The following is a 17,796-nucleotide window of genomic DNA, read 5'->3' on the forward strand; positions in this document are numbered from 1 at the left end:
TTTCCGGGACAACGTGAGCAAGTCACGGCCCGGCGCGCGGATTATACGGGAGAACGCCCCAATACGGAACCGCCGAAGTCACCCTCGGCAACCGGCGCGCGAACCGGACGCCTCGACAGGGACGATCGGTCAGGCTGCCGCGTGGCGGCGCACGACCTCGGCCAGCCCCTCGGCGACCTCGCGCACCTGGTCTCGGGACTCCCCCTCGACCATCACGCGGATCAAGGGCTCGGTTCCGGACGGGCGCAGCAACACGCGTCCCCGCCCGGCCAGCTCACGCTCGGCCGCCGCCACGGCGTCGACGACCACCGGGTCCTCCAGCGAGACGGGTCGCTCGATGCGCACGTTGACCAGCGTCTGCGGCAATACGGTCATCGGCTCGAGCAGTTCGGTCAACGAACGCTCACGGCGCGCCATCTCCGCCAGCACTTGCAGCGCGGCGACGATGCCATCGCCCGTCGTGTGGCGATCCAGGCACAGCAAATGCCCCGACGACTCGCCACCCAGCAGCCACTGTTCGCGCCGGAGCGCCTCGTGGACATAGCGATCGCCCACCTTGGCACGCAGAAACGGTCGCTCCAGCGCCTCGATCGCCTGTTCGAGGCCCAGGTTGCTCATCAGGGTGCCGACCACCCCGCCGGCATAGCCTTGCTCGATCCGGCCGGCCGCGATCACGTACAGCAGCTCGTCGCCATCGCGGATCATGCCGTCGGCATCCACCATCACCACCCGGTCGCCATCGCCGTCGAAGGCGATACCGAGGTCCGCGCCCGACTCCCGCACGGCAGCCTGCAACGCGTCGGGATGGGTCGAACCGCACCCTTCGTTGATGTTGAAGCCATCGGGTGCCGCCCCCATCACCTCGACCTCCGCGCCCAGCTCGGTAAACACGCGCGGGGCAACCTGGTAGGTGGCGCCGTGCGCGCAGTCGACCACGATGCGCAGACCGGCGAGGCTCATGCCGATCGGCACGGTGCTCTTGCAAAACTCGATATAGCGACCGGCCGCGTCGCTGATGCGTTCGGCCTTGCCCAAATGGCGGTTGTCGATCACCTCGAGGTCCTGATCGAGCATGGCCTGGATTTCGTCTTCGACGGTGTCCGGCAGCTTCTCCCCATGCGCGGAGAAGAACTTCACGCCGTTGTCGTCGAATGGGTTGTGGGAGGCACTGATCACCACACCGGCGGAGGCACGCAAGGTGCGCGTCAGGTAGGCGATGGCCGGCGTCGGCATCGGGCCAAGCAGGCGCACGTCCACACCCGCCGCCGAAAAACCGGACTCCAGGGCCGATTCGAACATGTAACCCGACACACGGGTGTCCTTGCCGATCAGCACCCGGCGCCGGCCGTGATCACCCAGCACCTTGCCGGCGGCCCAGCCCAGCTTGAGCACGAACTCCGGGGTCATGGGGTATCGCCCCACCGCACCCCGCACACCATCGGTTCCAAACACCCTGCTCACAGCCGTTTCCCCTTGACTATTGATTCTCGAACGCTCGCCGAGGCCCAACCCACCCCGAATACCGAACGCAAAGACGCCGGCATGATAGCCGGCGTCCACACTGCGTCCACCCCCACTCAACCGAATTGGACGATTGAGTGGCGGCGACGAATCACTCCTGCTCGACGACCTCGTCCTTGCCGATGGTGGCCACATAGGCGGCGAGGTTGTTGATGTCCGCGTCGGACAGGTGAGTGGCCTGCGGAATCATGGCGTAGGAGTACTGGCCCATTTCGGTGCCCTTGCGGTACACCTTCAGCAGGGAGGCGACCTGGGAAGCGGGCAGGCCCTTGAGCTTCGGCGCGTTCATCAGGTGACCACCCTCGCCCTGCTCGCCGTGGCAGATGGCGCAGGAGGAGTACAGCGCCTGACCGCGCTCGACGTCGGCCTTGGCGATTGCGCCGCTCTCGGCAGCCGGCTCGGCGGCGGCCTGATCACCGCCCTCACCACCAGCGGAACCACCGAACTCGTCGGCGATGTAGGCAGCCAGATCGTCGATGTCTTCATCGGACAGGTTCGAGGCGTTCGGCGCCATGGTGCCGTAACGATCGCCCAGGCCGACGCTCTTGAGGTAATCCTGGTCACCGTCGCGGTAGGCGGCCAGCTTCTTGGCAGTGCCTTCCTGGTCCAGGCCGGTCAGCTTCGGGAACGCCCCGCCCTGACCGCCGCCATCGGCGCCGTGGCAGGCTGCACAGGAGGCATATTTTTCCTTGCCCGCGGCGACGTCGCCGACGGCATGAGCCAGCATCGGGGCCGCGAGGGCACCACTGGCGGCAAGAGCAATGAGTGAACGACGCATCTGTTTCATGATTTTTCTCTCAACTGTTGCACCCCGCGACACCCGCCGGGCAAAAAACACCACGATGCCAGTGACATCGGAAAACGGTGAACCGGCGGATTGGCGGTGATTTCAAGTCAACCAAATTAACCCCGCCGGGCAAAATATCAGAAAACCCTAATTCGTTCCAAGGCAAACGCTTTTATGGCGGGAAAGCCGTATTTGTATACATGCCGCGGTCCGGCTCATGCAGCGCAGACGGCCTCCCAAACCGCCAGTGCGTCACGTGTGGCTTCGACATCGTGCACGCGCAGCACGGCAGCACCACGTTCGGCCGCCAACAGGGCGGCCGCCGCACTGCCTACGGCACGGCGCTCGAGCGACTGCCCGGTGGCCTCGCCGATCATGCGCTTGCGCGACATGCCGACCAGGATGGGCGCGTCCAGGCGCGCGAGTTCATCGAGGCGACGCAACAGGGCGAAGTTCTGCGCATGGGTCTTGGCAAATCCGAACCCCGGGTCCACCAGGATGCGCTCGGCAGGGATGCCCGCCGAACGCAGGCACTCCACCCGCTCGGCGAGATAGTCGATCACCTCGGTCACCACGTCGGCGTAACCCGTGCGCGTCGTCATGTCATCGGGTTCGCCGCGCATGTGCATCACGCAGACCGACGCGCCACTCGCTGCCGCCGCCTCGACGGCGCCCGGGCGGGTCAGCGCGCGAACGTCATTGATCAGGCAGGCACCCGCCTCGACCGCTCGCGTCATGACCACCGGTGAACTCGTGTCCACCGACAGCGGGCAATCGAAACGCATAGCCAACGCCTCGATCACCGGGATGACACGCGCCAGCTCTTCCGCCTCGGCAACGGGGGTGGCCCCGGGGCGCGTCGACTCGCCGCCAACGTCAATCAGGTCGGCGCCGGCCTCGATCATCTCCTGCGCGGCCGCCACCGCCCGGTCGACGCTGTCGAAGCGCCCCCCGTCGGAAAACGAATCCGGCGTAGCATTGAGGATGCCCATGATCAACGGGCGCGCCGACTGGCGCCAGTCCGGGCAGGCACACGGGGCGGTCATCCGCCGCGCGGGCCACCCAGCGGGTCACCACTGGGGGTGCGATTGCCGTCATCGGATTCGGATCGACCGTCATCATCCGATCCGCCGTCGTCACGAGTGGGCTCGTCGTCCTCGACCTCGTCGTCGGTGGTATCGATGTGCGCACCGGAACTCGGCGGCTCACCACCCGTGCCGGAGCCACGCTCGCCCCAGTCCTCGGGCTCGCGCACCGGGCGGCGCTCCATCAGGTCGTCGATCTGCTTGGCGTCGATGGTTTCGTACTTCATCAACGCTTCGGACATCGCGTGCAGGATATCCATGTTCTCGACCAGGATCTGACGGCAGCGCTGGTAGTTGCGGTCGATGACGTCCTTGATCTCGACGTCGATGACTTCCTTGGTCTCGTCGGAGAAGTGACCACCCGAGGCCTGGCGCCCCATGAAGGGGTCGCCGTCGTCCTCGGAGTAGTAGAGCGTGCCGAGCTTCTCGGACATGCCCCACTTGGTGACCATGTTGCGCGCCAGCTCGGTGGCCCGCTCGATGTCATTCGAGGCCCCGGTGGTCACCGCCTCGTCACCGAAGATCAGCTCCTCGGCGATCCGCCCACCGAACAGGCTGGAGATGTTCGAGTCGAGCTTGCGCTTGGAATAGCTGTAGCGATCGGCATCCGGCAGGAACATGGTGATACCCAGCGCCCGGCCGCGCGGAATGATCGAGACCTTGTAGACCGGATCATGCTCCGGCACCAGTCGGCCGACGATCGCGTGGCCCGCCTCGTGGTAGGCGGTGAGCTTCTTCTCGTCCTCGCTCATCACCATGGACTTCCTTTCGGCGCCCATGATGATCTTGTCCTTGGCGCGCTCGAGATCGGCCATGGTCACGTCCGGCTTGTTGGCCCGGGCGGCGAACAACGCGGCCTCGTTGACCAGGTTGGCCAGGTCCGCGCCGGAGAAGCCCGGGGTGCCGCGGGCGATCAGTGACGGCTCGACGTCCTTCGCCGCCGGCACCTTGCGCAGGTGGACGTTGAGGATCTGCTCGCGACCGCGCACGTCCGGCAGACCGACCACGACCTGGCGATCGAAACGGCCCGGGCGCAGCAGCGCCTTGTCGAGCACGTCGGCGCGGTTGGTCGCCGCGACCACGATCACGCCCTCGTTGCCCTCGAAGCCGTCCATCTCGACCAGCAGCTGGTTGAGGGTCTGCTCGCGCTCGTCGTGGCCGCCGCCCATGCCCGAGCCGCGATGACGACCGACCGCGTCGATCTCGTCGATAAAGATGATGCAGGGGGCGTGCTTCTTGGCCTGCTCGAACATGTCACGGACACGCGAGGCGCCCACGCCGACGAACATCTCGACGAAGTCCGAACCCGAGATGGAGAAGAACGGCACCTTGGCCTCGCCGGCGACCGCCTTGGCCAAGAGCGTCTTGCCGGTACCCGGCGGACCGACCATCAGCACGCCGCGCGGGATGTTGCCGCCGAGACGCTGGAACTTGCCCGGGTCCTTGAGGAAGTCGACCAGCTCGACCACCTCTTCCTTGGCCTCGTCGGCACCGGCGACGTCGCTGAACGTGACCTTGACCTGGTCCTCGCTCATCAGCTTGGCCTTGGACTTGCCGAAGCTCATGGCGCCGCGGCCACCGCCGCCCTGCATCTGGCGCATGAAGAAGATCCAGATGGCGATCAGCAGGATGAACGGGAACCACTGGATGAAGATCGTCATCAGCAGCGACGGCTTCTCCGGCGGCTTGGCGTTGATCGCCACGTTGTTGTTCAGCAGATCACCGATCAGGGCACGGTTGTCCGTCTCCGGGCTGTAGGTCTCGAAACGCGTGCCCGTGCCGGTGGTGCCCTTGATGGTCTGGCCTTCGATGGTGACCGAGTCGACGCGCCCGCTCTTCACGTCCTGAATGAACTGCGAGTACGGCACCGCACTCGTGGTGGTTGCGCGTTGATCGAAGCTGTTGAACACCGTCATCAGCACGATCGCGATTACCACCCAGATCAGGATGTTCTTGGTCAAATCGTTCAACGCAACACCTCTGCGTACAGCCGCAAACAGGCGGACATCCCCGATGCCCGCCTGCCCTGGCGAATCAATGAATCGAATATTGTTCGGACAACCTTATCTCACGCGCTTGCCGGTTGCCACCAGATAGACCTCTCGCGAGCGTGGCCGAGACGCCTTCGGCTTGCGAACCACCACGCGGTCGAAGCGCTGACGCGTCTCCTTGACGTACTCGTCGAACCCCTCGCCCTGGAACAGCTTGGTGACGAAGGCGCCCTTCGGCTTGAGCATCCGATCACAGAAATCCAGTGCAAGTTCCGCGAGATACATCGAGCGGGGAATGTCGACCGAATCCACACCACTCATGTTGGGGGCCATGTCGGAAAGCACAAGATCGACTTCGCTCTCGCCCAGGGCCGCCTCCAATTCGTGCAGCACGGCATCCTCGGTGAAATCACCCTGCAGCACCGTGGTGTCGGCGAATTGATCCATGGGCAGCAGGTCGAGGGCAAAGACATGGCCGTTACTCCCGACCACCTGGGCGGCGTACTGGGTCCAGCCGCCCGGCGCGGCGCCCAGATCGACCACCGTCATGCCGGGGCGCAGGAAGCGGTCGCGCTCGTTGAGCTCGATCAGCTTGTAGACGGCGCGCGAACGCCAGCCCTCGCGCTGGGCCTTCTGCACGAACTCGTCACGGAAATGCTCGGTGAGCCATCGTTTGCTGCTGACCGACCGCGCCATGAGGCCTCCGGGTAGGACGTTACAAGGGAGCGGGATTATCCCCTATCGTCCCCGGCGACCCAAATCGCGCAACCGGCGCACGACCAGATTCACCGGGCCGCGACGCCGCGGGGAGACGTCGATCGGATCGCCACCGGCGCAACCGACCCTAGCCCGGCCTAAGCCCGGCCTTAGTGATGGTGATGATCGCCGTGGCCATGTCCGGCGGGGCGCGCTTCGCGCGGACGCACCACCGCCTCGACCGTCTGGGTGCTGCCATCGTCAAAACGCAGCTCGATGGCGATGCGCTCGCCCTCGGCGGGCGCCGTCTCCGGCCCGATCAGCATGATGTGCAGACCACCGGGTGCCAGCGCGACGGACTCGCCGGCCGGCACGCTGATCCGATCCTGGCGCACCATGCGGTGCATGCCGTCCTCATTGAACGACCGGTGCAGCTCGACCGTCTCGAAGCCGGGCGCGTCGGCCTCGACCACGTCGACGGGCACCTCGCCGGCGTTGTGCAGTTCCATGAACGCGGCCGTGGCGTAGGCGCCCGGCGGCGCCAGCACCACCCACGGCTCGCGCACTTCCAGTTCGGCGGCGGAGGCCGGGAGCGTCATCACGGCGGCAATCGTGGCGGCGATCAGGGCGGAGAGACGTTTCATTCGGGGCGTACCTCAGATAGGAATGACTGGAGCATCGTCACGACGCGGTCGGGGTGATGCGGGCCGGGCAACACCGCCAGCATGCGCCCCTGCGGGTCGATCAGGCGAAAGCCGGTGTCGTGGTCGACACTGTAGCGCCGTTCGCCCGGCGCGTGCTCGCCGATGCGATAGCCGGCCTTTACCGCGCCGGTGACCGCGTCGATCGCCTCGCGCGATCCGGTCACCGGCACGAACTCCTCGGAAAAGAACGCGGTGTATTTTTCCAGGTGGGCCGGCGTGTCGCGCTCCGGGTCGACCGACAGGAACACCACCTGCCAGTCGAATTGCGGCGAGTGCTCCTGCAGCGCCGGCAGGATCTGGGACAGCTGGCCCAACTCGGTCGGACAGATGTCGGGGCAGTAGCTATAGCCGACGTAGAGCAGGGTCCACCGGCCATCGAACAGCGCCGATGTCCCCACGGGGCCGTCAACGCCTTCAAGCACCACGTCGGGCACGGGCATGGGCGCCTCGGGGGCACGCAGCACCAGCGGCTCGGGACTCTCGTAGCCGGCCAGCGGATTGGTCCCGGGGTTTTCGGCGGCCGGCTGGCAACCGGCGAGCAGCGAGACGAGGAGGAAGGGCAGTAGCAGAACGCGCAGCAACATGGTGTCGGTCATTGGTCCGATAGAGTCCAGGGCGGTAAACTGCCGGGTCATCCACGGCGTTGCAATGTGTGATTTCACACAGCCGCCCTCCCCCAACTCGGCCGATACCCGGAGAGTCCCGACGACATGAACCTAACCGCCCGCCAGCGACAGTACCTTCGCGCCGAAGCGCATCACTTGAAGCCCGTGGTTCTCCTCGGCCAGCACGGCCTGACCGAGGCGGTACTCCTCGAAATCGAGCAGGCACTCGAAATCCACGAGCTAATCAAGGTGCGGGTCCCCGGCGTCGAGCGCGACGAGAAGCGTCAGATCATCGACGCCATCACCGATGAGACCAAGGCCACCCTGGTGCAGACGGTAGGTCACATCGCCGTGCTGTTCCGCCCGCGCGCCAGCTACTCCGACTTCAATCTACCCAAGCCGGGAAAACCCGGCCAGCAATGATCCCGCTGCTCGGGCCGAATCCGCGGGTCTTCCCGCCGGTCAGCAGTGCCCTGCAGGAACCCAACGGCCTGCTGGCCGCCGGCGGCGATCTCTCTGTCGATCGACTGGCGACGGCTTACCGGCGCGGCATCTTCCCTTGGTACTCAGAGGGCGACCCCATCCTCTGGTGGAGCCCCGACCCACGCACGCTGTTCACCCCCGAGCGATTCCACGTCTCGCGCAGCCTGGCCAAGTGGCGCCGTCAGCAGCGCTACCGCGTGACGGTCGACACGGCGTTTGCCGCGGTGGTCGACGGCTGCGCTGGACCGCGCCGAGGCGATCCGGGCACCTGGATCGTGCCGGCCATGCGCCAAGCCTTCGTCGACCTGCATGCCGCCGGCATCGCCCACTCGGTGGAGGTCTGGTCGGGCGAGGAGCTGGTGGGCGGACTGTTCGGCAGCCGCATCGGCCGGGCCGCGTTTGGCGAGTCGATGTTCAGCCGCGCCGCCAACGCCTCCAAGTTCGCGCTGGCCGCCATTCTGGTCGATCACGCCTGGGGACCAATCGATTTCCTCGACGCCCAGTTCACCACCGAACACCTGCTCGGACTGGGCGCCGAGGAATACCCGCGCTCGGTGTTCACGCGCTGGCTCGACGAGGCGGCCTGTGCCGATAGCCCGGCCGGGTTTCCGGGCGGTTTGTGATAAAACATGGGCGCTCGTTAGCTCGTTAGGAACCGGTGCACGAAAAGTAACCCCGCTCTTTGCGCCTTAAGGGCGGACGACTCAGCAAGCCATCGGGGCATTAACTATTCGCGCAGAGGCTCCTTAGCCACTTGCGCCGAAAACATCGCCGTCACGCCCACATCTAGGAACGAGACACCCCATGCCAGCCGACACCATGGGCATCCTGCTGACACTGTTGCTGATCTCGGTCGTCGCCGTGGTCGCCCTGCGACGTCTGAACCTGCCGGCGATCCTCGGCTATCTGGCCGTCGGCATGCTCGCCGGCCCGCATGCGCTCGGGCTGGTCAAGGACATCCACGACATCCACCTGATCGCCGAGTTCGGCGTGGTGTTCCTGCTGTTCATGCTGGGGCTGGAATTCTCGCTGTCGCGACTGATCGCGATGCGCCGGGCCGTGGTCGGCATGGGCGGGGCCCAGGTGTTGCTCACCGCCGTGATCACCGGCGGGGCGGCATTGTTGATGGGCTTCTCCCCGGCCGCGGCCTTCACGCTGGCCGGGGTCATGACCGTCTCCTCGACGGCGATCGTCATTCGGCAACTCGGCGAGCAACTGGAGGTCAACTCCCGGCACGGCAACAATGCCGTCGGCATCCTGCTGTTCCAGGACCTCGCAGTCATCCCCTTCCTGATCGTCATCCCGGTGCTGGGCGTGTCGGGTGCGGCGGGCGACGCGGGCAACCTCACCCTTGAGATCACGCTTACCCTGGGCGCGGGCGTGCTCGCCGCCATCGTGCTGTTCTTCGGTGGGCGCTGGGTGCTGCGGCCGCTGTTCCGCGAAATCGCCAAGTCCCGCTCGGCCGAACTGTTCACCCTGGCGGTGCTGCTGACGGTACTGGGCGCCGGCTGGATGACCGATACCGCGGGCCTGTCCTGGGAGCTGGGCGCATTCCTGGCCGGTATCGCCCTGTCCGAGACCCAGTACAAGCACCAGATCGAGGCCGACATCCGTCCGTTCCGCGACGTGCTGCTGGGTCTGTTCTTCATCACCATCGGCATGATGCTCGACATCGGCGGTCTGGCCGATATCGGCCACTGGGTGCTGATGTTCCTGGCCATCCTGATTCTCGCGAAGTTGGCGATCATCTTCCTGATCGGCCGGGCAATGGGGGAGGCGCCCGGCGTGGCGTTTCGCTCAGGGCTGGTGCTGGCCCAGGGCGGCGAGTTCGGCTTTGCCATGCTCTCCATCGCCAGCCCCGACCTGATGACCGACGTGGAGCATCAAATCGTGCTGGGCACGGTGATCTTCTCGATGGTGCTCACGCCCATCCTGGTCAAGTACAACGGCGTGATCGCCAAGCGACTGGTCCCGGGTTACGCGAAAAGCCGGCGCGAGCACAACATCGAGGTGCGCGCCGATGCCAGCGACGTGTCACGGCACGTCCTGATCTGCGGGTTCGGCCGGGTCGGCCAGAACGTCGCCCGCCTGCTCAAGAGCGAGGGCATCGACTACACCGCGATCGAGGTCGACCCGGATATCGTCCAGCAGGCCAACGAGGCGGGACTGCGGGTGTACTTCGGCAACTCGACCCACCTCGACATCCTGCAATCGGCGGGCCTGAATCGGGCGCGCGCCGTGGTGATCAGTCACCTCGACGATGCCTCGACCATCAAGACCATCGAGGTGATCCGCGGCCACAATCGCGACATCCCGGTGATCGTGCGCACCCGCACCGACGAGCATCTCGACCGCATCCACGAGGCGGGGGCCACCGAGGTGGTCGCGTCGGTCTACGAGATGAGCCTGGCACTCGGCGGTCACGTGCTGCGCACGCTCAACGTGCCGCTGGCGAAGATCCTCCGTCAGATCCAGGAAATCCGCCAGGCCGATTACGCGCCATTGCGTCACACTTTCCACGGTGACCGTGCCCGGGACGAGAACGATTTCACCCTGCTCGCGCCGCGCACCCTGAAGAACGTCGCCCTGGTGCCGGGGGCAGCGGCAATCGGCAAGCGACTCGGCGCGCTCCTGACCGACCACGACGACGTGGTGGTCGACGCCATCAATCGCCACGGCATCCGTGGCGAGAGCCCCAGCGACGAGGTCGAGCTCCAGGAAGGCGACGTGCTGACCCTCTATGGCTCCCCGGAGACCCTCGACACCGCCGAACAACTGCTGCTGACCGGCCGCCCCGACTGATGGCCGGCGGCGAATCGATTGGAAATGTGGCGGTATTTCACTAAGCTAGGGCGAACAACGACAGGCACCTGATCCCGATATCAGGGGAGGCAAGCGACATGATCGCCAGTGTGGACAGCGGTTACAGCAACGTGGCGGCCGCGGACGGCATGCTCTCGACACCGTCCAATCAGCAGACCGCCAACCCGAGCGCCCAGACGCGCAACACGCCGGTCGAAAACCCGGTGGAAAACCGGGTCAACGGTGGCGAGGCGGCCGCTGCTGCACAGAACCGTGCCGGTGACGAGCAACAGGATGGCGGCCCGGGCAGCATGATCGACGTGCGCGCCTGATCCGATCGGGATTGACACGAGGCAGCGACAGCCGCTGCCTGGGAATGCGGGCCACGGCCCGCATTTTTTTGTCCCCGCAACACCGGCGACGGACAGCGTCGCCATCAATCCCGCCGCCCGTGCAGCCGCGCGGCAAATGGGCGACAATCGCGCCTTCGAATCCGACCGCCTTGATACACGCCGGCCCCCGCGGGGGCCCGCCTCGACCACGACCCGCAACCGACTCCATGAGCGACGCCAAGCAGTCCATCGCCCAGCCCGCCGACCACCGCGACCCGATCTATCTGCGCGTGCATACCGAGCTCGGCCGAGCGCTGGCCACGCGCCTGGCGGCCGTTGCCGCGGACCGGCCGGTACTCGCCGTGCTGCCCGACAGTCGAGCGGTCAACGACACCCGCGCCGCCCTGGCGTTCCTGGGCGTCGAGGCCAGCATCTTCCCCGACTGGGAAGTCCTGCCTTACGACCGCTTCTCGCCGCACCAGGACCTGATCTCCGACCGGCTCTCAAGGCTGTGGCGACTGCCCGGCGAATCGCGTGGCCTGACCCTGATCGCCGCGCCCACCCTGCTCCAGCGCCTGCCGCCACCGGCCTTCGTCACCGGCCAGGGTATGGTGCTGGAGGTCGGGCAGCGCCTGGACCGCGAGGCCTATCGCCAGCAGCTCGCGGCGGCTGGCTACAGCCTGGTCTCGACCGTCGAGCAGCACGGCGAATACGCCCTGCGCGGCGGACTGATCGACGTATTCCCGATGGGCGCCAACGAGCCGGTGCGCATTGACCTGTTCGACGACGAGATCGAGACCCTGCGCCATTTCGATCCCGAATCGCAGCGCTCCACCGAAACGGTCGAGGCCATCACCCTGCTGCCGGCCCGCGAATACCCCCTGACCGACAAGGGCATCGCCACCTTCCGTCAGAACTGGCGCAATACCTTTCCCGGTGACCCGACCAGCGCCCCCATCTACAAGCAGGTATCGGAAGGACTGGTGCCGGCCGGCATCGAGAGCTACCTGCCGCTGTTCTTCGAGTCCACCGCGACGCTGTTCGATTTCCTGCCGGACTCGGCCCGGCTGCTGCTGTTCGATGGCGTCGAGCAGTCCCTCGAGGCCTTCGTCCACGAGACCAGCGAGCGCTTTGCCCAGCGCGCCGGTGACATCGACCACCCCATCCTGGCCCCCGAGGCGCTCTACCAGACGCCGGAGGAATTCGGCGAGCAGCTCAAGCGTCTGCCCCGCTGGCAACTGGTGGCGGGCAACGACGAGCGTTTCCCGCAGGCCGCCGACATCGCCGACCGGCCGCTGCCCGACCTGACGGCCGGCAGCGCCGCCCAGCCGGCGGTGATCGAACGACTGGCCGAATTCGTGCGCGGGTTCGACGGCCACACCCTGCTGGTCGCCGAGAGCAGCGGGCGGCGCCAGGCCCTGATCGAGCAGACGGCCGCCGTCGGGCTGGAGCCGCTGGCGATCAAGGGCTGGGACCAGGCCGACAAGGCGCCGGTCACCATCGCGGTGGCCGAGCTCGAGCACGGCGCCATCCTGCCAGCGGCCGGCCGACCGGTGGCGGTGATCAGCGAGACCAACCTGTTCGCCGAGCGGGTCGCGCAACGACGAGCCAAGTCTCGCCGGGGCCGGGATGCCGATGCGATCATCCAGAATCTCGACGATCTCGCCATCGGCGCACCGGTGGTCCACGAGGATCACGGTGTCGGCCGCTTCCAGGGGCTGGTCACCCTGGAAATGAACGACCAGCAGCAGGAATACCTGCTGCTGACCTACGCCGATGACGACAAGCTTTACGTGCCGGTCTCCAGCCTCGAGCGCATCTCGCGCTACACCGGCGGTGCCGAGGAAACCGCTCCCTTGCACCGGCTGGGCTCTGGGCAATGGGAGAAGGCGAAGAAGCGCGCCGCCCAGCAGGTGCACGACGTTGCCGCCGAACTGCTGGACGTGCATGCCCGTCGGGCCGCGCGCAAGGGCACCTCGCTCAAGGCCGACGAGGCCGACTACCGCCAGTTCGCCGAGGAGTTCGCCTTCGAGCCCACCGACGACCAGCGGCTGGCCATCGAGCAGGTCCTGGTCGACATGGCCGCCGGCCAGCCCATGGACCGCGTCGTCTGCGGCGACGTGGGCTTCGGCAAGACCGAGGTGGCGATGCGCGCGGCGTTCGTCGCGGTGGAGAACCACGCCCAGGTGGCGGTGCTGGTCCCCACGACGCTGCTCGCCGAGCAACACCTGCGCAACTTCCGCGACCGCTTTTCCAACTGGCCGGTGACCATCGAAAGCCTCTCGCGCCTGTCGGGCGGCAAGAAGACCGGCGAGTTGCGCGAACGGATCAAGGCCGGCCAGGTCGACATCGTGATCGGCACGCACAAGCTGCTGCGCGACTCGCCCGAGTTCGCCAACCTCGGATTGGTGATCATCGACGAGGAGCAGCGTTTCGGCGTGCGCGACAAGGAGCGCCTCAAGGCCCTGCGCGCCGAGGTGGACATGCTCACGCTCACCGCCACGCCCATCCCGCGCACGCTCAACATGGCGCTGTCGGGCATTCGCGACCTGTCGATCATCGCCACCCCGCCGCGCGAGCGGCTGGCGGTCAAGACCGTGATCCTGCGCTGGGACGAGGTGCAGATCCGTGAGGCGATCCAGCGGGAACTGAAACGGGGCGGTCAGGTGTACTTCCTGTACAACGAGGTCAAGAGCATCGACCGCATGGCCCGCCTGGTCGAAGAGATCGTCCCCGAGGCGCGCATCGGCGTGGCCCACGGTCAGATGGGCGAGCGCGGGCTGGAGCAGGTGATGTCGGATTTCTACCACCAGCGCTTCAACGTGCTGGTCTCGACCACCATCATCGAGTCGGGCATCGACATCCCCACGGCCAACACCATCCTGATCCACCGCGCCGACAAGTTCGGGCTGGCCCAGCTCCACCAGCTGCGCGGTCGCGTCGGTCGGTCACACCACCGCGCCTACGCCTACCTGATCACCCCCGAGCCGGGCCAGCTGACCCCGGATGCGCAGAAGCGCCTCGAGGCGATCGCGGCGCTCGAGGACCTGGGCGTGGGCTTCACCCTGTCCACCCACGATCTCGAGATCCGGGGCGCCGGCGAGCTGCTGGGTTCGGGGCAATCCGGGCAGATGCACGAGGTCGGCTATCGCTACTACATGCAACTGCTCGACCGGGCGGTCGCCGCCATCCGTCAGGGGCGCGAGCCGGCACTGGACGCGCCGATGCAGAACGCGAGCACCGAGGTCGACCTGGGCGAACCCGCGCTGATCCCGGAGGACTTTGTCAACGACGTTCACACCCGACTGACGCTCTACAAGCGCCTGTCGACGGCGACGGACGACGAGGCGCTCGACGAGCTCAAGGTGGAGCTGATCGACCGCTTCGGCCTGCTGCCCGAGCCGGTGGTCGCCCTGGTCGAGACCCATCGCCTGCGCATTCGCGCCCGCCGGCTCGGCATCACCAAGCTCGAACTCACGTCACGCGGCGGGCGCCTGATCTTCGGCGAGGATGCCCGCATCGACCCGGCCAAGCTGGTCGCCGCCGTGCAGGCCGCCCCGGAGACCTACCGCCTGTCGGCCGACACCCTGCGCTTTAACCGGGACATGCCGACGCTCGATGATCGCCTGAAGACCATCGAGGTCATCCTGCAGGACATTGCCCTGCCCGAGACCGCCACCTAATCACCAGGGCCGAGAAATGACCGACGCCAGTGAACGCGACACACCCAAGCGCCCCGCCCGCACCGCCCCGCTGTGGCGACGGGCCGCGGCGCTGTTCTACGACATGCTGTTCGTCATCGCCGTCGTGATCCTGGCCACCTTCATCGCGCTGGTGTTCACCGGCGGCGAGCCCGTGCCGCCGGAAGGCCCCGTGCAGTGGCTGTTCCGTGGCTACCTGCTGGCGTGGATCGCGGCCTATTTCGTGTTCTTCTGGTGCCGCTTCGGCCAGACGCCCGGCATGAAGGTCTGGCGCCTGCTGCTGATCCGCGAGCGGGCGGGCGCTTGCCTTGGACCGATGCTGGCGCGTTTCGGCTTTGGTCTGCTCAGTCTCGCGACTCTCGGCCTGCTGTTTTTCGCCGCCCGCCGCGACCCGCAGCGGCGCAGCTGGATCGACGATCGCCAGGCGATGCGGGTGGTGCAGTTGCTGCCCGGCGGCTGACGCAACCCGGCCGATCCAGGAGAACGAACCCAAAAAGAAAGGCCCCGCGGACGCATGTCCCGGGGCCTTTGACTTGCCTCGCGAGTTTTCACCCCGGCGATCAACCGGGGACCCTCATTCAGTCCGCCTGGTGGCGCAGGAATGACGGGATATCGATGGTGTCGAGATTGATCGCGGTGTTGCCGCGATGTGCCGCGCCGGCGTAGGCCTGCTGGGCCTCGGCACGCGTCGGCTCGGCCTGCTCGGTCGACTCCTCGCGGCGAGCCGCGTTGTCGATCACCACGCGCGGCTTGCTCGACTCGGCGCTGACGTTCTTGATCCGCGACAGGCCGGTCGCCACCAGCGTGACGCGCAGCTGGCCGTCGAGCTCGTCGTCGACCGCGGTGCCCACCTTGACCACCGCCTCGTCGCCGGCCAGCTCCTGGACCATCTCACCGATCTCCATGAACTCGCCGATCGACAGATCGCCGTTGGAGGTGACGTTGACCAGGATGCCCTCGGCACCGGTGAGGTTGATGTCGTCGAGCAGCGGGCTGTGGATGGCGGCCTCGGCGGCCTCGGCGGCGCGGTTGTCGCCGGTGCCGATGCCGGTGCCCATCATCGCCGTGCCCTTCTCGGTCATGATCGCGCGCACGTCGGCAAAGTCGAGGTTGATCTCGCCCGGACGGGTAATCAGCTCGGAGATGCCGGCCACGGCAGTGAACAGCACCTCGTTGGCGGCGGCAAAGGCATCACGCAGGGCCGCCTGCTTGCCCATCACCGCGGTGAGCTGGTCGTTGGGGATGACGATCAGCGAGTCGACGTTGTCCTCGAGCTCCTGGATGCCTTCCATCGCCACCGAGGTGCGCTTCTTGCCCTCGAAGGAGAACGGCCGGGTAACCACCGCCACGGTGAGAATGTTCATGTCGCGGGCGATCTGGGCGATCACCGGTGCCGCGCCGGTGCCGGTACCCCCGCCCATGCCGGTGGTGATGAACAGCATGTTGGCATCACTGATTGCCTCCTGGATCTGTTCGCGATCCTCGAGCGCGGCCTGGCGGCCCAGCTCGGGGTCGGCGCCGGCACCGAGGCCCTTGGTGATGTTCGCGCCGATCTGCAATTGCGACGGCGCGTTGCTTTTCACCAGCGCCTGGGCATCGGTGTTGGCACTGATGTACTCGATGCCCTCGATGTGCTGTTGAACCATGTGAGCCACGGCGTTGCCGCCGCCCCCACCAACGCCGATGACCTTGATCTTGGCGCTTTCGGTCTGCATTTCAGCCATTGTCCAGTTGCTCATGGTGTCGTCTCCTTCTCTCGCGTGGCATTCAGATAAGTGGTGTGAATCAGAGGTGATCGCGGAACCAGCCCTTCAGGCGTTCCAGAACATTTCCATGGGCCGTCGCCGGTCCATGGGCCGTTTGTTCGCGGGCCTGTTCCAGCCCGTGCAGCATCAAACCAATCCCGGCGGCGTTCGCCGGGTCTCCCAAGGCGTCCAGGTTGCCGACCACACCCTGGGGCGTACCCAGTCGGGCCGGCATCTGCAAAAAGTCCTCGGCCAACTCGACGAAGCCCGGCATCTGCGCCGTGCCACCGGTCAGCACCACGCCGGCGTTCACCAAGTTCTGGCAACCCGACTGGCGGACCTCCTCCTGCACGTAGGAGAGCAGCTCTTCGACCCGGGGGCGGACGATGCGCATCATCGTCTCCTGCGGGATGCGCCGCGGTGGGCGGCCGGAAACCCCCGGCACCTCGATGGCGCGTGAGGCCTCGCGTTCGTCCACCGTCCCCAAGTTGGCGTGGTTGATCTTGATCTTCTCGGCCTCCGCCGGCGGCGTGGTCAGGCCGTAGGAGAGGTCGTTGGTGATCTGCTCGCCGGCAATCGGCAGCACCGCGGCGTAGCGCAGCGCCCCGCCGGTGTAGATGGCGATATCCGTGGTGCCACCGCCGATGTCGATCAGCACCACCCCGAGCTCGCGCTCGTCGTCGTTGAGCACGGCGCGGGCCGCGGCGATCGGCTCGAGGATGGTGCCCTCGACATGCACGTCACAGCGCTCGACGCACTTGATCACGTTCTGCACGTTGTTCGCCGCCGAGGTGACGATGTGCACGTTCGCCTCGAGCCGGTGACCGCTCATGCCCTGCGGCTTGCGGATGCCGTCCTGCCCGTCGATGCGGAATTCCTGCGGCTCGCAGTGCAGGATCTGCTGGCCGTCGGCGATCTTGACCGCCCGGGCCGACTGGATCACCTGGCTGACATCGGCGTCGGTGATCTCGCGCCCGCCGGTGCCGGTCATCCCCTGCGAATCCATGCTGCGCACGTGATCGCCGGCGACCCCGACCCACGCCGAGCCGATCTCGCAGTCCGACAGGGCGCTCGCCCCGTCGATCGCGCGGCGAATCGCCATCGAGGTGGATTCGATATCGACCACCGAGCCACGTCGCAGCCCCTTGTTGGTCGGATGCGAGCCGTAGCCGATCAGGCTCAGCCGCCCGTCGCCGTCGCATTCGCCAACGAGGGCCGCTACCTTGCTGGTGCCGATATCGAGTCCGACAACGAACTCCCGCTCTCCTTTTCTCAACGCGCTCATGCTCTGTTTCTGCCTTTGATTGCCATGGTTTCCGATCGCTTCCGGCTCCCGAACATCCC

At 66.7% G+C, this 17,796-nt stretch carries 15 protein-coding genes; 6 read left to right on the top strand and 9 right to left on the bottom strand.

Annotation, left to right across the window (positions count from 1 at the left end):
• Positions 1 to 129: 129 nt before the first annotated feature.
• The 7 genes from glmM to SR882_RS09320 form a co-directional block, all read right to left on the bottom strand.
• Positions 130 to 1,461 (bottom strand): phosphoglucosamine mutase, encoded by a 1,332-nt coding sequence (glmM, locus tag SR882_RS09290; RefSeq protein ID WP_322520970.1) that lies wholly within the window; start codon positions 1,459 to 1,461, stop codon positions 130 to 132.
• A 151-nt stretch (positions 1,462 to 1,612) separates the two neighbouring features.
• Positions 1,613 to 2,308 (bottom strand): c-type cytochrome, encoded by a 696-nt coding sequence (locus SR882_RS09295; RefSeq protein ID WP_322520971.1) that lies wholly within the window; start codon positions 2,306 to 2,308, stop codon positions 1,613 to 1,615.
• A 215-nt stretch (positions 2,309 to 2,523) separates the two neighbouring features.
• Positions 2,524 to 3,354, bottom strand: coding sequence for a dihydropteroate synthase (gene folP, locus SR882_RS09300; RefSeq protein WP_322520972.1), 831 nt, complete (start codon positions 3,352 to 3,354; stop codon positions 2,524 to 2,526).
• The gene (ftsH, locus tag SR882_RS09305) at positions 3,351 to 5,363 is read right to left on the bottom strand and encodes an ATP-dependent zinc metalloprotease FtsH (RefSeq protein ID WP_322520973.1); all 2,013 of its coding nucleotides are present in this window, start codon (positions 5,361 to 5,363) and stop codon (positions 3,351 to 3,353) included. The genes folP and ftsH overlap by 4 nt, the downstream gene beginning before the upstream one ends.
• Before the next feature lie 93 nt (positions 5,364 to 5,456).
• The gene (gene rlmE / locus SR882_RS09310; RefSeq protein ID WP_322520974.1) at positions 5,457 to 6,080 is read right to left on the bottom strand and encodes a 23S rRNA (uridine(2552)-2'-O)-methyltransferase RlmE; all 624 of its coding nucleotides are present in this window, start codon (positions 6,078 to 6,080) and stop codon (positions 5,457 to 5,459) included.
• 170 nt (positions 6,081 to 6,250) lie between these two features.
• Positions 6,251 to 6,724, bottom strand: coding sequence for a copper chaperone PCu(A)C (locus tag SR882_RS09315; RefSeq protein ID WP_322520975.1), 474 nt, complete (start codon positions 6,722 to 6,724; stop codon positions 6,251 to 6,253).
• Positions 6,721 to 7,380, bottom strand: coding sequence for an SCO family protein (locus SR882_RS09320; RefSeq protein ID WP_322520976.1), 660 nt, complete (start codon positions 7,378 to 7,380; stop codon positions 6,721 to 6,723). The genes SR882_RS09315 and SR882_RS09320 overlap by 4 nt, the downstream gene beginning before the upstream one ends.
• Before the next feature lie 114 nt (positions 7,381 to 7,494).
• On the opposite strand from SR882_RS09320, the gene yhbY reads away from it, so the two are divergent.
• The 6 genes from yhbY to SR882_RS09350 all read left to right on the top strand — a co-directional run bounded on the left by yhbY (position 7,495) and on the right by SR882_RS09350 (position 15,167).
• Positions 7,495 to 7,812: a ribosome assembly RNA-binding protein YhbY gene (gene yhbY / locus SR882_RS09325; RefSeq protein WP_322520977.1), complete on the top strand. Its 318-nt coding sequence runs from the start codon at positions 7,495 to 7,497 to the stop codon at positions 7,810 to 7,812.
• Positions 7,809 to 8,495, top strand: a complete 687-nt coding sequence (gene aat, locus SR882_RS09330) for a leucyl/phenylalanyl-tRNA--protein transferase (protein ID WP_322520978.1) — start codon at positions 7,809 to 7,811, stop codon at positions 8,493 to 8,495. The genes yhbY and aat overlap by 4 nt, the downstream gene beginning before the upstream one ends.
• A 181-nt stretch (positions 8,496 to 8,676) precedes the next feature.
• Complete coding sequence (locus SR882_RS09335) at positions 8,677 to 10,674, top strand: cation:proton antiporter domain-containing protein (protein ID WP_322520979.1); 1,998 nt, start codon at positions 8,677 to 8,679, stop codon at positions 10,672 to 10,674.
• 98 nt (positions 10,675 to 10,772) lie between these two features.
• On the top strand, positions 10,773 to 11,006 hold the full coding sequence (locus tag SR882_RS09340; RefSeq protein ID WP_322520980.1) for a hypothetical protein: 234 nt from the start codon (positions 10,773 to 10,775) through the stop codon (positions 11,004 to 11,006).
• A gap of 227 nt (positions 11,007 to 11,233) precedes the next feature.
• On the top strand, positions 11,234 to 14,689 hold the full coding sequence (gene mfd / locus SR882_RS09345; RefSeq protein ID WP_322520981.1) for a transcription-repair coupling factor: 3,456 nt from the start codon (positions 11,234 to 11,236) through the stop codon (positions 14,687 to 14,689).
• Between the two features lie 16 nt (positions 14,690 to 14,705).
• Positions 14,706 to 15,167 carry an RDD family protein gene (locus SR882_RS09350; protein WP_322520982.1) on the top strand — a complete coding sequence of 154 codons (462 nt, stop codon included), beginning with the start codon at positions 14,706 to 14,708 and terminating at the stop codon, positions 15,165 to 15,167.
• Between the two features lie 118 nt (positions 15,168 to 15,285).
• On the opposite strand, the gene ftsZ is transcribed toward SR882_RS09350, so the two are convergent.
• Together ftsZ and ftsA are read right to left on the bottom strand one after the other, a co-directional pair.
• On the bottom strand, positions 15,286 to 16,446 hold the full coding sequence (gene ftsZ / locus SR882_RS09355) for a cell division protein FtsZ (protein ID WP_322520983.1): 1,161 nt from the start codon (positions 16,444 to 16,446) through the stop codon (positions 15,286 to 15,288).
• Between the two features lie 46 nt (positions 16,447 to 16,492).
• Complete coding sequence (gene ftsA / locus SR882_RS09360; protein ID WP_322520984.1) at positions 16,493 to 17,737, bottom strand: cell division protein FtsA; 1,245 nt, start codon at positions 17,735 to 17,737, stop codon at positions 16,493 to 16,495.
• Positions 17,738 to 17,796: the final 59 nt, after the last annotated feature.

Origin of the sequence: Guyparkeria halophila, assembly GCF_034479635.1 — a bacterium.
In the GTDB taxonomy this organism is placed as follows: domain Bacteria; phylum Pseudomonadota; class Gammaproteobacteria; order Halothiobacillales; family Halothiobacillaceae; genus Guyparkeria; species Guyparkeria halophila.

Coding starts and splice junctions, on each gene's coding strand:
- SR882_RS09320 (WP_322520976.1), bottom strand. CDS start 7,380: ATGACCGACACCATGTTGCTGCGCGTTCTGCTACTGCCCTTCCTCCTC.
- aat (WP_322520978.1), top strand. CDS start 7,809: ATGATCCCGCTGCTCGGGCCGAATCCGCGGGTCTTCCCGCCGGTCAGC.
- mfd (WP_322520981.1), top strand. CDS start 11,234: ATGAGCGACGCCAAGCAGTCCATCGCCCAGCCCGCCGACCACCGCGAC.
- yhbY (WP_322520977.1), top strand. CDS start 7,495: ATGAACCTAACCGCCCGCCAGCGACAGTACCTTCGCGCCGAAGCGCAT.
- ftsA (WP_322520984.1), bottom strand. CDS start 17,737: ATGAGCGCGTTGAGAAAAGGAGAGCGGGAGTTCGTTGTCGGACTCGAT.
- SR882_RS09350 (WP_322520982.1), top strand. CDS start 14,706: ATGACCGACGCCAGTGAACGCGACACACCCAAGCGCCCCGCCCGCACC.
- SR882_RS09335 (WP_322520979.1), top strand. CDS start 8,677: ATGCCAGCCGACACCATGGGCATCCTGCTGACACTGTTGCTGATCTCG.
- SR882_RS09315 (WP_322520975.1), bottom strand. CDS start 6,724: ATGAAACGTCTCTCCGCCCTGATCGCCGCCACGATTGCCGCCGTGATG.
- SR882_RS09340 (WP_322520980.1), top strand. CDS start 10,773: ATGATCGCCAGTGTGGACAGCGGTTACAGCAACGTGGCGGCCGCGGAC.
- SR882_RS09295 (WP_322520971.1), bottom strand. CDS start 2,308: ATGAAACAGATGCGTCGTTCACTCATTGCTCTTGCCGCCAGTGGTGCC.
- rlmE (WP_322520974.1), bottom strand. CDS start 6,080: ATGGCGCGGTCGGTCAGCAGCAAACGATGGCTCACCGAGCATTTCCGT.
- ftsZ (WP_322520983.1), bottom strand. CDS start 16,446: ATGAGCAACTGGACAATGGCTGAAATGCAGACCGAAAGCGCCAAGATC.
- folP (WP_322520972.1), bottom strand. CDS start 3,354: ATGACCGCCCCGTGTGCCTGCCCGGACTGGCGCCAGTCGGCGCGCCCG.